Origin of the sequence: Amphibacillus sp. Q70, from assembly GCF_052055485.1 — a bacterium.
Classification (GTDB): domain Bacteria; phylum Bacillota; class Bacilli; order Bacillales; family Amphibacillaceae; genus Amphibacillus.
In genome coordinates this window covers 2803378-2821078 of sequence record NZ_CP197171.1, presented here as the reverse complement: position 1 = coordinate 2821078, position 17701 = coordinate 2803378, and the positions used below count along the sequence as shown (strand labels likewise).

8 protein-coding genes are annotated in these 17701 nt (G+C 38.4%); all 8 read right to left on the bottom strand.

What is annotated here, in order from left to right; all coding sequences use genetic code 11:
• Window positions 1–438: 438 nt before the first annotated feature.
• Window positions 439–1248, bottom strand: a complete 810-nt coding sequence (locus tag ACS127_RS12500; RefSeq protein ID WP_440895377.1) for an accessory Sec system S-layer assembly protein — start codon at window positions 1246–1248, stop codon at window positions 439–441.
• 75 nt (window positions 1249–1323) lie between these two features.
• The gene (locus ACS127_RS12495; protein ID WP_440895376.1) at window positions 1324–7767 is read right to left on the bottom strand and encodes a 5'-nucleotidase C-terminal domain-containing protein; all 6444 of its coding nucleotides are present in this window, start codon (window positions 7765–7767) and stop codon (window positions 1324–1326) included.
• Window positions 7768–9356: 1589 nt separating this feature from the next.
• A complete protein-coding gene (locus ACS127_RS12490; protein WP_440895375.1) occupies window positions 9357–11633 on the bottom strand; it encodes a DNA translocase FtsK in 2277 nt (758 codons plus the stop codon).
• Between the two features lie 498 nt (window positions 11634–12131).
• Window positions 12132–12995, bottom strand: a complete 864-nt coding sequence (gene dapA / locus ACS127_RS12485) for a 4-hydroxy-tetrahydrodipicolinate synthase (protein ID WP_440895374.1) — start codon at window positions 12993–12995, stop codon at window positions 12132–12134.
• A gap of 20 nt (window positions 12996–13015) precedes the next feature.
• Window positions 13016–14248, bottom strand: coding sequence for an aspartate kinase (dapG, locus tag ACS127_RS12480; protein WP_440895373.1), 1233 nt, complete (start codon window positions 14246–14248; stop codon window positions 13016–13018).
• A 15-nt stretch (window positions 14249–14263) separates the two neighbouring features.
• On the bottom strand, window positions 14264–15307 hold the full coding sequence (asd, locus tag ACS127_RS12475) for an aspartate-semialdehyde dehydrogenase (RefSeq protein ID WP_440895372.1): 1044 nt from the start codon (window positions 15305–15307) through the stop codon (window positions 14264–14266).
• 194 nt (window positions 15308–15501) lie between these two features.
• Complete coding sequence (locus tag ACS127_RS12470) at window positions 15502–16086, bottom strand: dipicolinate synthase subunit B (protein WP_440898132.1); 585 nt, start codon at window positions 16084–16086, stop codon at window positions 15502–15504.
• Window positions 16087–16099: 13 nt separating this feature from the next.
• Window positions 16100–16981, bottom strand: coding sequence for a dipicolinic acid synthetase subunit A (dpaA, locus tag ACS127_RS12465; RefSeq protein WP_440895371.1), 882 nt, complete (start codon window positions 16979–16981; stop codon window positions 16100–16102).
• Window positions 16982–17701: the final 720 nt, after the last annotated feature.

Below are 17701 nucleotides of genomic sequence, written 5' to 3'. Positions count from 1 at the left end.
TTATCTGTCTTTTTCTTCGTTTAAATCTCTTGAAAGAACCCGTCACTACACATTCTTTCAACCTATTAATGCATTTTTCTGCATAGTAAGTTTTACAACAATTTGGTACACAACAACTAAATATGATTGTTCGATCTGATATACTCACACGATTAATAAACAGCTTCTAACACGATAAACAGATTCCTTTTCATGGTATTATATTAGGTCAAAATACCTCGCCTGATTGACTGCTTTCTAACAAAAAGATTGGACAAACAGAAGTCGCTCTATAAAAGTCTAAGGCACCTCCGGCTCAGATTTGAAAAATTCAAATTATAGTCAAATCTTTATCGTGAGACGAGTAACCATAAAATACCTTTATTAAGTGACTACATCGTTTTTGTACCCTGCCACTCAGCTTAGTATTTATGGAAATGTGTGAGCCTGTTTAATAGACTAATCAGCATGTTGGATTGACCAACTAGATAAATCCATTTGCTTTTTTATAATACCTGATTTAGGAAAAACCAATGTAACAGGTTTACTCGTGTTCGCCTGAATCATTAAATGAGCTAACTTAAATGTACCTTTAGCACTTATATCTCCCTCTGCATCATAAAACTTAAGTGGCAGCTGTTTTAATTGTAAATCACGCATCGTGCCATTACGGATTAATAATGTTGTTACTAATTCATCAGATTCATTTCGTTTAGCTGATAAACCCAGCAATGACAATTCATTTTTTTCAAGTGGAGTTTTTTGAGCAATCTCCTCTAATTTAGCTTTTGAAAACTCTGATATAGTATTCTTACCCATGTCTGAAAGATCGAGTTTATGTTTACTCTCCCGTTCAAACGCTAAAGACCAAGCTGCTAGTTTATTTCTATCATCTTGTAAGATACTTTCCTTAGGAAATGTAAGTATCCAAGGTCTTGACGTTTTTGGAGGCAGAGTCCCCAAATTAGAAAAATCTACGACAACTTTTGCAAAAGGAGCTGAATTTTGATCAAGTAAAATAATCGTTGACGTTTTTAAATGAATCGGTTTTTCAACAGTGCTGCGAATAAAGGACGTCACAATAATTTGGTTTTCCTGATCTTTGTCGATATCTAATCCAACAATACTTAACTGATTCCTCTTCATTTTAGGAAGCTTTTTTTGTTGTTCTTGATAATAATCATAAGCTTCGTCGGAAACAGGAATATGTGGAGATATTGATAATTTAGTTGATACATAGACTGGATCTTCTTGATTTATATCAGACATTTTAAGCTAACACTCCCTTGATTTTTGAAAGTGAACCGACCGTTGGAATATTTCCCTTCGGCCGGTTAATTCTCTTTAGTTTATAAATCTCCTTCTTTTGTAAAGAATAGCAGCAACCCCCATAAGGAACAAGCTCATTCCAATTAACATAAATTTATATATATTTGTTGCTGTCATTGGTAACTTATCCCCATCTTGACCCTCTGGTGTTGTACTATCTTGATCTGTTTCTCCAGGATCTTCTGAATCCGAGTCTGGATCTGGGTCCGGATCTGGGTCCGGATCTGGATCTGGATCTGGGTCCGGATCTGGATCTGGATCTGGATCTGGGTCCGGATCTAGGTCTGGATCTGGGTCTGGATCTGGGTCCGGATCTGGATCGCCTGGCAATTCATCACCTTCAAGGTCTACAATACGACCTTCGCGTACAGGATCAACAATACCATCAAGGTATTCTTCCTCAACCATGTAGTCACGAAGCTGCTCCCAGTCGATTTCACCAATATCTCTGACTCGGCCATCTGCATAAGCCTCGGCAAATGTCTCAAAACCATCTCCACCTTGACCGGTAAAGTTGTTCGTCGTGACCTGATAATCTTGATCAAGATCGATTTCTGTCAGCTCGCCATCTTCCTCAACATACATTGCAACGATTCGATCGCCAGCTTCTTTGGTACTATCATAATAAAACTGCATACCTGATACATGCAAGAAGCCGCCATTTTCATCAGGTGCCTGACGCACACTGTGTTCTAGGATATCTTTTATTTCCTGACCGCTTAAAGTAGCAATCACTGGATCATTACCGAACGGTAAGACATTAATGACATCACCGACTGTAATTGGTCCTTTGTCAATTGGCGCACGAATGCCGCCACCGTTTTGGAAAGCAATCACTGCCTCAGGAAACTTCTCTTGTGCTTTGGCAAGCATTGCGTCAGTGACCAAGTTCCCTAACTCTGTTTCATTGGCACGGACACTATCTGTATCGCCCCGTGGATTCGTTAAATCCTTCATCGCCTCGGCACCAATTTCTTCTTCACTTATTTTATCAATTCTTTCTTTGAACTCAGCTAACACGTCTAAGGCTTCTTCATCTTCCTCATAATTCTCCTCTAGTTCGATTAACTCACTTTCGAGATCAATGATTTCACCTGCGTCATTAAAGCTAACATTCAATGTCCCAAGATGTTCGGCATATTCACCGGCTTGAACGATAACAGTCGCAGGTTCTCCATCTTTCTCAATAACTCTGGCTTCGTCTAATTGAGTATGTGAGTGACCACCAATAATCACATCAATCCCATCGACCTCTTCAGCTAAACGGAGATCGTTTCCAACTTCTGGAGCACTATCAAATCCTAAATGAGTTACGGCTATTATTTTGTTAATCCCCGCTTCTTCAAACTCTTCCACAGCCTCTTCAGCTGCTTCGATAAAGTCGGAAAATTCAACGTTCATTGGGGAAGAAATATCTAGTGTATCTTCTGTATTTAAACCAAAGATACCAATTTCTTCACCATTTACTTCTTTGACAATACTATTGTAGATTTCACCATCATTAGGTTCTTTAACCAAGGACTCGCCTGTCTCCAAACCACTCATAAACGGATCCTTTGAAAAGTCCATGTTTGTTCCTAATAATGGGAATTTAGCACCTTCCACAAATTCAGCTAACGACTGATGGCCACCTTCTCTTTCCCCTAAATCAAATTCATGATTACCAAACACCATGGCATCAATACCCATTAAGTTTAGTAAGGCAAGATCAGCTTGACCTCTAAATTCATTGAAATATAAAGTTCCTGAGAAAACATCTCCTGCATTTAAAAGCAAAGATGTTGGATGTTCTGAGCGATATTCCTTGATCGCTGTGACCATTCTCGGATAGTTTTCTACACGAGCATGGGTATCGTTCATATGCATGATCGGTAATTCAAATGCATCATCTTCTGGCAATTCGTCTTCTCCAAGATCTACAATACGACCTTCACGTACAGGATCAACGACACCATTGAGATATTCTTCCTCAACCATGTAGTCACGAAGCTGCTCCCAGTCGATTTCACCAATATCTCTAACTCGACCTTCTGCATAAGCCTCGGCAAATGTCTCAAAACCATCTCCACCTTGACCGGTAAAGTTGTTCGTCGTAACCTGATAATCTTGATCAAGGTCGATTTCTGTCAGCTCGCCATCTTCCTCAACATACATTTCAACGATTCGATCGCCAGCTTCTTTGGTACTGTCATAAGCAAATTGCATACCTGATACATGCAAGAAGCCGCCATTTTCATTAGGTGCCTGACGCACACTGTGTTCTAGGATATCTTTTATTTCCTGTCCGCTTAAAGTAGCAATCACTGGATCATTACCAAACGGTAAGACATTGATGACTTCACCAACTGTGATCGGTCCTTGGTCAATTGGTGCACGGATGCCGCCACCGTTTTGGAAAGCAATCACTGCCTCAGAAAATTTCTCTTGTGCTTTGGCAAGCATTGCGTCAGTGACCAAGTTCCCTAACTCTGTTTCATTGGCACGGACACTATCTGTATCGCCACGTGGATTCGTTAAATCCTTCATCGCCTCGGCACCAATTTCTTCTTCACTTATTTCATCAATTCTTTCTTTGAACTCAGCTAACACGTCTAAGGCTTCTTCATCTTCCTCATAATTCTCCTCTAGTTCGATTAACTCACTTTCGAGGTCAATGATTTCGCCTGCGTCATTAAAGCTAACATTCAATGTCCCAAGATGTTCGGCATATTCGCCAGCTTGAACGATAACAGTCGCAAGTTCTCCATCTTTCTCAATAATCTTAGCTTCGTCTAATTGAGTATGTGAGTGACCGCCGATAATCACATCAATCCCATCGACCTCTTCGGCTAAACGGAGATCGTTTCCAACTTCTGGAGCGCTATCAAATCCTAAATGAGTCACGGCTATTATTTTGTTAATACCCACTTCTTCAAACTCCTCCACAGCCTCTTCAGCTGCTTCGATAAAGTCGGAAAATTCAACGTTCATTGGGGAAGAAATATCTAGTGTATCTTCTGTGTTTAAACCAAAGATACCAATTTCCTCACCATTTACTTCTTTCACAATACTATTGTAGATTTCTCCATCATTAGGTTCTTTAACCAAGGACTCGCCTGTCTCCAAACCACTCATAAATGGATCCTTTGAAAAGTCCATGTTTGTTCCTAGTAATGGGAATTTAGCTTCTTCCACAAATTCAGCTAACGACTGATGTCCGCCTTCTCTTTCCCCTAAATCAAATTCATGATTACCAAACACCATGGCATCAATATCCATTAAGTTCAGTAAAGCAAGATCAGCTTGACCTCTAAATTCATTGAAATATAAGGTTCCTGAGAAAACATCTCCCGCATTTAAAAGCAAAGATGTTGGATGTTCTGAGCGATATTCCTTGATCGCTGTGACCATTCTCGGATAGTTTTCAACACGAGCATGGGTATCGTTCATATGCATGATCGGCAATTCAAATGCATCTTCTGCTTCAGAAAAATCAATTTGAGTTAAGATTGGATCATGGTCACTTGCCCGTCCGTGCATATCAGTAAAGTCAGCATTAACATGAATCATGTCAATCTCTGTTGTTTCTGCAATATTATTGGAAACCAAAACATGATCTAATACTTGTGAATTACCTTCGTATACATAAGTGTAGCGTTCTTCAGCCGGTACTTCATTCACCAAGTTAGTTAATTCATCACCTTGAAGAATTTGTAAGGGCTCTGAGAATTCGAAATCATTCATATCACCTAGAACGACAATATTTTCCTCTGGATTGTCATTCTTAATTTCTTTTACAAACTGGTTAAGCTGGTCAGCTAATTCCATTCGCTTATCTCGACTACCGAAATTCGGCGGTTGATTTTGCCCATAATAAGGTTCATCACCCGTTTTGGAGTTTAAGTGGTTGTTAATCACAACAACCGATTCACCTTGGAATTCGAACTGGGCAGCCAATGGCTTTCTTGTGTTTTCAAAAGAATCCGGTGATACGCGTCCTGGATTTAGCGTTAACTCACCATCTTCATATCCTACCGCATCATTCGTGCCACCGTGTGGTGCTTCTGTCATCGTTACACGTTCTGGATTATAGAGGTAACCGACTCGAATATTACCGCCTGGCGCTCCTCCATCTTGATTGAATTCAGGATCAATATTCGCATAATCATAAGTCGGTCCACCTGCATCCTCAATTTCTGAAATCAGGCGCTCATAACTTTGATCAGCTTCTGGTGAATTCGAACTTGTTCCATCATTCGCCATCACTTCAACAATACCGATAATATCAGGATTGTTCATATCATCAACAAAAGCCCTAGCAATATTTCTTGCCTTCTGATTAGACGTTTGGCTTGTATTGGCTGAGAAATTCTCAACATTATAGGTAGCTACCGTTAATTGATCTTCCTCTGTTTCAATGCTTGTACCTTGTGATTTTGTTGATCCTTCTTCATGGACATCTTGAACTTCGTCAAGATCAGCATATACTTTGTAATTGCCAAAACCATAATTAACAACACCAGTTATAGATTCAGTAAACTGATCACCTGTTTTAACAGCGAAATCTCTTGCTGGTCCATTGGGTTGTAATTTGAACTGAATCGATTGAGCATTTGGACCGTCCTCTGTTAAACGAATACCGCCATTGCTCGTTGAGTTTTCTGGATTAAATTCATCTGTCACAACTACAAGATCACCATGCTCTTGTGGAGCTACAGCTCTTGAAGGAGCAATTTCAACTCGCATGCCTTCAATACTTTCCCAGAAATCAATCGAATAATCTTCTGGTTCAAATACATCAAATCCATCAGGACCGCTTATATCCTCTGGAATATCACTTGATGTAATTTTGATCGGTTCAGGGAGTTCAACATCATTTTCTAAAACATTAATAACTCCGCTTTGATCGTCCCGTGCATTAATTTGCGTGACAGGTAAATCCGTTTTCTGTTTATCATCATAACCATCAATATAGTACTCATCGACTTTTCCAGTCACTTCAACAAGATCACCTATCTCAACATCTGCTGCTCGCCCTGTATAAACAACGATTCCTTCAGATGTTTTTGGATTACCATCATAATCAGCTTCAGGTGTTTGAAGATGGAAATAATTCGCTCCGCGAATATCATATTTATAGGTTACGATTCCTTCTACACTGTTAACAACATTACCCTTCATTGGAGAGTCATGACCTTCGCCTTGAATATCATGGATTCGAATGCCCTCTTCTGCATCATAAACAGTGTAAGTGAATTCATTTATTTCACTTGGCTCAAGTTCTTCCGCTTGAGCAAAAGCTTTAATCGTCACATCTTCTTCAATCGGTATCGGATCAGTATACGACTCACTGTTTTCAGTTGGATCCGATCCATCCATCGTGTAATAAATTTCTGCTCCATCTGTGCGTGTTTCTAGACGAACTTCTGTCCCTGCTGGCACATGTCCTGCACTTGGACTGGCATAAACAGGCTGGACAGTTGACTCGTCAGCAATGATGTCACGAGCATCACGAGGTATAATTTGATAATCGTCGCCGAACTGAGACACAATGCCTGTAATCGAATCATAAGTAGCCTCAACATCAAGTGGTAAGCTATTATTTTCATCACGAATTAGAAAGTCAGCTCCACTATCATCTGTTGCTGTATAATTCGCCCAGCTCCCCCCATCTTCTTCATCAACAATTTTGATATTTTCCATAATAGCTAATTTGGATTGATGGTCACTAAGCTCAGCACCTGTTAATGAAATCGGCTCCGGTAGATCTGACGTTCCTACCTTATCCTCTAAAGTTGCACCATCAAGCTGAAGCAGACCTCGATAGTCTTGTAATCGACCGCTTACTACTATCTCATCTCCTAGATCAACATCTAACGATGTCGGTCTGACAGCAATCGCAGCGGTATCATCTTGAATTTGGATCGTATTGTTCAACTTTGCTGTCACAACCCCCTGGGTTTTAGCTGCCCCCGTTCCTTGCTCTCGTACTTCTTCAATCGTTAGGAGATCTAACGGTTCTTCAGGGCCTTCTGATGTAAAACGCATTGCTGAAACTTCCTTCATACCATTATGCGTATGATATTCTATTAAATTCCCTGTTACGATAATTTCTTCGTCAAGAATATCTGGATTTGTTTTTAATCCAAATTCAGCTCGAAACCCACTAGTTACTTGAACAAATAGCATCTTATCAATATCCGTTTCACCGGGTTCATCTGCTAAAGCAACATTGGTATCTTGAATATTACCTTCTTCTCTCATAACATTGCTTCCACTATCCGCATATCCAACAATATGGCCTTCTACAGTCGCTGTATCGCCAGTATTACCGAGCTCAATTGCATCAGCAACAGATAGTGCAGACTCATCCTCTGCTGCTCTAACGGTAAAAGATGTTGTTGCCGGCGTAAATAAGCCTAGTAAAAGAACGAAAATTAACATGATACTGTAGTATCTTTGCCTTTTCTTAAAATGCATTTACTTCACTCCTTAGATACTTTTTATCTCTGGATTTAAGTTAAGATGCAATAATAACTTTCTAGCTGCTCAATACCTCTAACTGATATGATCCGATGACTAAAATCAATAATCTTAACTTTTAACTACTGGAAACTATAGCCCTTTCCCCTTCAGTTTTTAATTAAAATTTCAATATACTTTCACTGTGAGGACATTTGCTACAATCAGGTCTTCAAAAATTGATGAAACACCATACATTCGTAAAATATTCCATTTGGATAGCGCTTACACAAATACGTACCTAGTTTTTATGCTTATTCAGTTTTCAATCTGCTAAACTATTTGAGTTTTCATCAATGATTTCTAAGTAATAGACAAAAGGTGCTTATCTTTTTTTATTTTGACAACCTCAAAAACATTTATGATTGACTAAGTACTGAATACATAAACTAGATCAGCAACTCTTAAGGTCAAAATACTAGACCTTATGTCTCACTAAATAACATTGATAAGCGTCACTATGAACTGCATTTGGATGAAAATATATTGATTGCTATCTAAGCGTGATTGGCTTTATCAATCCCATATTCAACTGATTCATATCAGTTGTTGTTACTCATTCAACTCCACTAATTGTTTGGACGTCCTACGACTTAAGGCTGACTAAGCCTCTTCTTATTAGCTCATCCCCCCTTTCATGGTTAAAAAATGTAGCCTAGGCAATTTTCCTGCTTTATAAACCTCCGAAAGACAGCGCTTACAAAATAATTGAATAAAAAACTAGTGCCTAGACACTTTCAATCTGCTAAACTCATTGGGTTTTTCAAAGTTATTAATGAAGAAGCAAAAAGGTACACATTTGCTTTTACTTTGACAACCACAAAGAGTTTATCGTTGACTAAGTACTATACTGATGTATGAACTAGATCGGGTCACTTTAACTCTGGAAATACGGCACTCTGATTCTCTTCTTACAATAAATCAAGCAATACCACTGAAAGTTGCCTATGGGTACTTTATCAATCTAACAAATATCAAGGACACTATTAGCCTTTCTTACTCATTTGGCTTAAATAATTGTTCAGACGTCCTACAACTGAAGCTACAATTAGACCTTTTTTATTAGCTCTCCACCCTAGTGTATGCTAGTGGAGTCAGGCAACTTTGCTGTCTTTTTGTTCATTTTTACTGCACTAATTCATGCTTCAACCCTAGGCTCTTAACTTGCACAATCGAACAGTAAAGATAAAATTTTAACCGAATCTCTGCACTCAAATGGAAAGTGAAGGCAAGATTTCTTAAATTCAGCAGGCAGATGAGTCCTTCTTCTAATTTAAACAGTGGCACAGTATTAAGCCGACTACTTATAGAAGTTCGGGACTCTTTGAACATACAAAGGAATTTTCCTCGAGCGATGTCTCGCTAAAATATCCTCCTTGCTCTGCTGAACAAGTTAAATAGATCTGATTATTTCCATCGATTGGCATTTAAAGCCTTCTAGTCATCAACATCAAATGACCTAGTCAACAACAATATAACATTTAACTATAAATAAAGGAACCCCTATTTAAGAAAATCAGCTAAAAATTCTATTAAACTTATTAAAACTATTCTTCTGAATATTCGGTTATCAGCACTTTTCTTGGCTTTGAACCCTCATAAGGACCTACAATACCACGATCCTCCATCATATCAATTAATCTCGCTGCTCGTGTATAACCAATTCGGAAACGGCGTTGTAGCATTGAAACACTTGCTCGCTGCATTTCTATAATCATTTCTACAGCCTGATCAAACAATTCATCATCTGGTTGTTCAGTCGTTTGTTCAACATCGTCTGGAATCATCTCTTCCTGATATTTTGCTTTCTGTTGTTCGATACAGTGGTCAACAATTTTTTCAACTTCATCATCGGACAAAAAGGCACCCTGAATTCGAACTGATTTTGAAGAACCAACAGGCATAAAGAGCATATCACCGCGACCTAACAATTTGTCTGCTCCGCCTGCATCCAAGATCGTCCTGGAATCTGTCTGTGAAGAAACACTAAAGGCAATTCGTGATGGAATATTTGCCTTAATGACACCAGTAATAACATCAACCGATGGCCGTTGTGTCGCAATAATCAAGTGAATACCAGCTGCACGAGCCATTTGTGCCAATCGAGTGATCGCGTCTTCCACATCTCTTGAAGCAACCATCATTAAATCAGCTAACTCATCGATTAACACGACGATATAAGGAAGTGAGGGTTGACGATCTTCAATATCAACTTTTTCATTATATTTATTAATATAATTATTATAACCTTCTATATTCCGGCTCCCACTATCAGAAAATAAATCATAACGCCGTTCCATTTCGGCAACAACCTTTTGTAAGGCTTGAGCTGCTTTTTTCGGATCGGTAACCACGGGAGCCAATAAATGAGGAATCCCGTTATAAATATTCAACTCGACCTTCTTCGGATCGATCATCATCATCTTTACCTCATGTGGCTTTGCTCGCATAAGGATACTTGTGATAATTCCATTGATACAAACACTTTTCCCGCTTCCTGTTGATCCAGCGATGAGTAAATGTGGCATCTTATTCAATTCAGCAATAATGGCATCTCCTGAAATATCACGACCGAGTACAAATGATAATTTAGACCCTTCTTGCTCTTTTAAAGTTTCAAAAACTTCATACATTGTAACCATTGATATTTCCTGATTAGGAACCTCAATACCTACAGCGGATTTCCCCGGGATAGGAGCCTCGATTCGAATATCTTTAGCAGCTAAAGCCAAAGCGATATCATCATGTAAATTAACAATTTTACTTACTTTTACTCCAGCCTCAGGGTAAATTTCATACTTTGTTACAGCAGGTCCAATATGTACTTTAGCCACTTTTGCTTTGACACCAAAACTATCAAAGGTTGTTTCAAGTTTACGAACTGTATTTTGAATTTCCTTTCGATTTTGTTGGTGTTTTTTATTTTTGGGCTGATCGAATAGTTGAATAGAGGGCAATTCATAATCAACATTCTCTAATTCAGTCATTGGTGAAACATCCATTGTTTCAAATTCCTGATTTAATGAATCATCATGGTCTTGTTTATCTGTTTTATCGACATCAGTCGTTTGAGCATCTTCAGAATAAGCCACTTCAGTAAAAGCTTCAATAACTGGGCCCTCATTTATCTCGGATTCCTTCAATTCTGTTGGATGGATTAAATCCATATCTGCTTTTGGCTCTTTTTTAGCTTTAGGTTGACTTTTCTGACGTTTTTTCCGTTTCTTAATAAGGGCATTCGCACGAGCAACCTGTTGTTTGAAAAATTTATCAAGTGATAGATCTATCACAAATACAATGCCAACCAAAACCATAAAGATCGCTAAAAATAGGGCGCCTGTTGTTGAAAAGAGCACATATGTAAAGGCATAAAAAATGGCACCTGTCATTCCTCCGCCTAAGACACTGGCATTTACATGCCCATTGAGGTAATCAATATAATGTTGCCATGTCATTCTAATAATTGAACCTTCTTCTGTTGTGGCTAAATATTGATGGTATTGATCAATGTGGCTAATCAACAGTAAGCCAAGAAAGATGATCAATAATCCTAACGTTCTTCTCGATAACAGCTGAGGTACTTTTCTTTTAATCATTAAATAGACGCCAATAATTAATAAAGCTATTGAAGCAGCCATATACCAAAAGCCAAATAAAAACCGTAAACTGTTTTCCAGCCATGAAGTAATGAGTCCATCACTTATTGAGCCTGCACCACTGCCAAAAATAGCGAGTAAAACAAAAAGAATGCCATATAGTTCATATTTAAATTGTCTGCTTATTTTATTTTTTGATTTCTTTTGCTTTCTTTTTTTTCGTGCCATAACAAAACTCCTTACTAATAGCTGTTGATTACCTCATTATAGCATATCACGATATATTCTACCCTGTGTATTTAATTGAGATTGGGCGAGCACTGTACTTATTTCATTACATAGAGATATTTGCTTCAAAAAGCCCTTTTCCATGAAATGTGATTTTGGCTCGTCCAAGGGTAGTATTTTAGAATAAGTAACAGACTTATCCTTTGCTTAAAACAGCCTTCTTTCGTTCGAATACTCGTTATTGTCCAATACTAACTCCCGGCAGGAAACAGATCCTCCCAGGAAAGTCAACTTAAACCGATCTTTGCAGTCAACGATGGCTTAGCTCCTGTCAGAGCATCATAACAGAGGAGACACCCCGATGAAAAGCACAAAATGCTTCTGGAGTGCCAAACATTAGCCAGTCTTTATCTCTATTTAATCTGTTAAAAAACGAATGATAATTGATTTATGTTATCATCCGTTTTCGCTTCGCTTTATTTTTGTCTGTTTTTTTAATTATGATAATAAATCTCGAATTAATTGTTCTTCAACTTCATTAACATTAACAAGTGGCAGGCGAACACTGCCTACATCAATTCCCTTCATTTGTAGAGCCGCTTTAACGGGAGCTGGTGAGGGTGCCATAAATAGTCCTCGCATAATCGGTAATAATTGACGGTGTAAACGTGCGGCAGCCTTTACATCACCTGAATCAAATTTTGTTAACATTTCTTTAAATTCATTTCCAATAATATGTGATGAAACAGAAACCACACCGGCACCACCAATTGATTTCATTGGTAAAGTCAGACTGTCATCACCACTATAAACGGTAAAATCATCATCAGTTTCTGCAACGATCTTTGCTATTGCATCTAAATTGCCACTCGACTCTTTAACAGAAACGATATTGTCAATTTTAGACAATTCAATGATCGTTTCCACATTAAGATGAACCATTGTTCGACCCGGTATATTATAGAGCATGATCGGTAAGTTCGTCGCTTCCGCAACCGCAACAAAATGCTGATATAGACCAGCCTGATTTGGTTTATTATAGTAAGGGGTCACCAGTAAAAGGGCATCTGCCCCTATCTCTTCAGCTGCTTTTGATAATTGAATCGTTTCTTCCGTATTATTAGATCCTGTTCCAGCAATGATTGGATATTTCTCATCGGCGATTTTAACTGTATGCTTAAATAAAGCAATTTTTTCATCATAAGTTAAAGTGGGTGACTCACCGGTGGTTCCAGCTATAACCAGCCCATCTGAGCCGTTTTCTGTTAAATAATCCATCAATTCTGTTACTTTTGCATAATTAATTTGATTCCTTTGATCAAAGGGCGTAACCATTGCTGTTAGTAATTGACCAAAATTCATACACATATGCCCTCCTTTAATTAGTTATCTTCGATCAGTCGATCGTTTAATTCAAATGCTTGATGAAGGGCATTAATTGCTGTAACGAGATCAGCTTCATTAATTAACACCCAGATCGTTGTATGACTATCTGCTGATTGTAATATCTCTATTCCCGCGCTTACTAAGCTTTGAACCATCTTTGCCGTTACACCCGGCACACCAGTCATTCCTGCACCAACGATTGAAACTTTTGCACAATGATGAATAAGTGTCGGTTGGTAATCTAATTCTTGTAACAACTTTTCAGCCTTCTCACTTAATAATTCAGGAATAGTATACATGACACCTGATGGAAATATATTAATAAAATCAACTGAAATACTTGCAGCTGCCATTGCTTCGAATATTTGAGCATGGAGCAAACCAGCTGGTTCTTTACTCACTATTTTAACTTGAGTAATCCCTGACATATGAGCGATACCTGTGATGAGTCGGTCTGGAATATCAATACCTTTTTCATTATCTGGCGATCCCGTAACTAGCGTCCCTATACCCGCTTCTTTATTCGACCTAACTCTGATCGGGATTTTAGCTTGCATCGCAATTTCTACTGCCCGGGGATGAACGACCTTTGCCCCTTGGTAAGCCAAATTACAAATATCAGTATAGCTGGCGACCTCCAGGGTTCGCGCATCTTTTACCACACGAGGATCAGCTGTCATAATACCAGCAACATCTGTGAAGATATCAATGAATTGCGCATCAAGCGCAGCGCCTAAAGCTGCTGCTGATGTATCACTGCCCCCACGACCAAGTGTTGTCGTTTCATGATTAATGGTTTCCCCTTGAAAGCCAGCAACCACGACGACATCATTAACGAGCAGTTGATCTTTTATATGCTCGGTTTCCATCGATTTGATCTTTGCCGATGTGAAATCATCTGTTGTAACAAAACCTGCTTGTGCCCCGGTTAAGGCAGTTGCGAATAAACCCTGCTCTTTCAATTCATTGGATAAAACAACTGCTGAAATGATTTCACCACATGATAGTAATAAATCCTGCTCTCGCTTCGATTGCTTACCATTTGGATAATTAACCAAAGCTAGCAATGAATCTGTTGCATACGGATCAGGAGCACGTCCAATTGCTGATACAACAACAACTACCTTATAGCCTTCTTGTTTTGAAGCTTGAATATGTTTGATCGCATGCTTTCTCGCCACGACATCTTTTAATGATGTTCCTCCAAATTTTTGGACTAAAATATCCATATACTCACCCCAACCTTAGAGCCAACCATTTTTTATTAGCGATTCAGCAATTTGAACCGAATTCCAAGCCGCTCCTTTTAACAGGTTATCTGACACAACCCACATATGATAACCTTTACTATGATCTAAATCTTTTCTGATTCTACCCACAAAAACAGCAGATTTTCCGGCAGCATCTAATGGCGTAGGATATTCCTGTTTTTCCGGGTTATCTTTTAAAGTGATACCTGGTGCTCTTTTCAAGATATCTTGAATGTCTAAAACGGATGTTTCATCCTCTACTTCAACATAAATACTTTCCGCATGAGATGTGAAAAAGGGTAATCTCACACAAGTGGCTGCAACGGGCAAGGTTGCTGTATGCAAGATTTTTTTCGTTTCATTAATCATTTTCATTTCTTCAAATGTGTAACCATTATCTTGGAAAACATCAATTTGCGGTAAAGCATTAAAGGCAATCGGATAATGCTCAGCTTCATTTTTAACAGGTAATAATTCAGAATGCAAATCTTCCCCATTTAGAAAAGCTTGCGCTTGATCTTTTAATTCTTCAACAGCCTCAGCTCCTGCACCTGAGACGGCTTGATAGGTAGAAACAATCACTCGATTAAGTCCGAAGTTTTCTTGAATCGGTTTTAAGGCAGCCACCATTTGAATGGTTGAACAATTCGGATTGGCAATAATCCCATTATGCTGTTTAATATCTGCTTCATTCACCTCAGGAACAACGAGTGGAACAGTTTCGTCCATTCGATAGGCACTTGTATTATCAACGACAACGACTCCTCTTTTAACTGCTTCTGGAGCCAATGCTTTTGATACAGAGCCACCTGCCGAGAATAGAGCGATATCAATGTCTTCAAAGCTCTCTGGTTTAGCTTCTTCAACGACTATTATATCATCTTTAAATTTGATTTTTGTTCCTGCTGATCGAGATGACGATAAAAGTTTTATTTGTTTGATTGGAAAGTTCTTCGTTTCTAAAGTTTCTAGTATCTTCTGTCCAACAGCTCCTGTTGCGCCTACTACAGCAACATTATATGTTTGTATATCCGACATAAAAATCCCCTCTCCACAAGCTAAATTAAATAGTAATATCTATTTTAACATATTCTCATGTCAAAGAGGGGTAAGTTTATCGTTAATTTATTAGAAAAACTTGGCTTGCTGCCAGATTCTTATGGCAAAAACCATAGTTTGACTTATCCTATCTTCAGAAAAAACTTTATAGGCTGATAATGAAAACAATCTTTTTAATAAAACGTGATCACAGGTTGTAACTGTTTAAATGTTAAAGCCCGTTCTACTGTTTCAGGTAATAAATCCATTTTTGCTATTAGTGAATTAGGTTTCCCTTCTGGATTATCTTGACCAAATGGAACAAAAAAGATTCCTTTCGTTGACATCAACTTCATCAAATTGACACCATTTAAACCTAAGGCATCATTTGTTGAAATGGCTAAAACGACTGGTGCTTGGTTACGCATCGTTGCTTTAGTCGCCATTAAAAGTGGCGTATCTGTCACAGCATTGGCTAGTTTACTAAGTGAATTACCTGTCAATGGCGCAACAACCATACAATCAACTGGATTCTTAGGACCAAAGGTTTCTGCTTCTACAATTGTGCTGACTGGTTTATGACCTGTTATTTCTTCTATTCTTTCTAGGTGCTCTTTCGCTGTGCCAAAACGTGTATCAACATTTTGCACGGTATATGAAACAACAGGACGTACATCTGCACCTGCCGCTACTAACTTCTCCATAATTGGAAAAACTTCTTCATACGTACAATGTGAACCGGTTAATCCAAAACCGATTTTCTTCCCCTTTAACATGATGGACTTCCTCCTACTATTGATGATCGGTAATCAATTGATCAATGACATTGGCTAGAATTTCACCAGCTGTTTTAGGTGCAACTTTCGCCGGTAATCCTAACGCATGAATTGTATTTAAACCTCGTTTTTTGGCATAATCAAAATCTACACCACCTGGTTTAGAAGCCAGATCAATAATCAATGCATCAGCTGTAAATGTATTTAATTCTGCTTTATCAAGCATCAAAACAGGTATGGTATTAATCAATAAATTACACTTTTTAGTATATGCGGTTAATTCACTTAGGTGAAAGCCATTGTAGCCAAGTGCACTGGCTTTTGCGATATCTCCTGCTTTTCTTACACCGACTGATACATTAGCTCCTAATTTAGTAAATTTGTCAGCGACGGTTAATCCAACACGCCCTAATCCCAGCACAACAACATTTGAGTCATGTAACGTCGTTTTCATATGTTGAAGTGCTAACAAGATAGCCCCTTCTGCTGTTGGAACCGAATTATAGATAGCCACATCATCTCGTTCCATCATTGGAATAAAGGTTACCTCTCGATTGCTTAGATTTTCTTCCAAGTATGATGTTGTTATGCCTGAAAAAACAATTGTATTATTCTTAATTCCTTCAAACCAATCGTTTGGCAGGATAATGGGTTGATTTGAGAAAATGGATTTGACTTGACCATCATTTTCTACCCCTGTGATGGGTAGTATAACGACATCAAGAGTTTCGGGGGACACCTCATCTAAATCAGTATATTGAACACCTAGGAAACCTTGATCTAATTGCTCATATCCGATGAGTTGGATTTGATAATTTGGGTTACTGATTAGTTTTTTGATCAATTCTAAGTAGCGAGCATCACCACCTATAATAGCAATCTGCTTTTTTAATGTCATATGATTCACCTCTATATGTTGATATAAAAGAAGCGTAATTTATCGCTTCACTTGATATACGCTTATCATGCTGTTAACAACTTCGCTTTATCTTATGCGTCTAACTAAAGTCAGTGCAGGACATTTAGGTAAATAGGTTTATACACTAAAAAAACTACCTAACCAAATGAGGCAGATAGTTTTTAGGTTTTAGAGCATTTATCCGTTCTAAAAAACAATGGGGAGCCTTACCCAATAATGACGTCAGCATGAAGCAGATCACCTTGAGGGTGGGATTGAGAAAACTACATACTAAGATTGCAGCGACCGATAGGACATCCCAATCAAACATTTGAGAAAGAAATAGTAAATGAAATGTCCAATAAGGCACCCCAATCAGACATTTGAAAAAGAGAATGCAATCGAAATGTCCAACAGAGCGTCCCAATCAAACATTTGAGAAAGAAATGGTAAATGAAATGTCCAATAGGGCACCCCAATCAGACATTTGAAAAAGAAAAAGTAAATGAAATGTCCGATAGAGCACCCCAATCAAACATTTGAGAAAGAAAAGGTAAATGAATTGTCCGATAGAGCACCCCAATCAAACATTTGAAAAAGAAAAAGTAAATGAAATGTCCGATAGAGCACCCCAATCAAACATTTGAGAAAGAAAAGGTAAATGAAATGTTCAATAGAGCGTCCCAATCAAACATTTGAGAAAGAAAAGGTAAATGAAAT

Bases quoted from the DNA above. Each gene is read 5' to 3' on its own strand.
- ACS127_RS12500 (WP_440895377.1), bottom strand. From the start codon at position 1,248: ATGTCTGATATAAATCAAGAAGATCCAGTCTATGTATCAACTAAATTA.
- ACS127_RS12495 (WP_440895376.1), bottom strand. From the start codon at position 7,767: ATGCATTTTAAGAAAAGGCAAAGATACTACAGTATCATGTTAATTTTC.
- ACS127_RS12490 (WP_440895375.1), bottom strand. From the start codon at position 11,633: ATGGCACGAAAAAAAAGAAAGCAAAAGAAATCAAAAAATAAAATAAGC.
- dapA (WP_440895374.1), bottom strand. From the start codon at position 12,995: ATGAATTTTGGTCAATTACTAACAGCAATGGTTACGCCCTTTGATCAA.
- dapG (WP_440895373.1), bottom strand. From the start codon at position 14,248: ATGGATATTTTAGTCCAAAAATTTGGAGGAACATCATTAAAAGATGTC.
- asd (WP_440895372.1), bottom strand. From the start codon at position 15,307: ATGTCGGATATACAAACATATAATGTTGCTGTAGTAGGCGCAACAGGA.
- dpaA (WP_440895371.1), bottom strand. From the start codon at position 16,981: ATGACATTAAAAAAGCAGATTGCTATTATAGGTGGTGATGCTCGCTAC.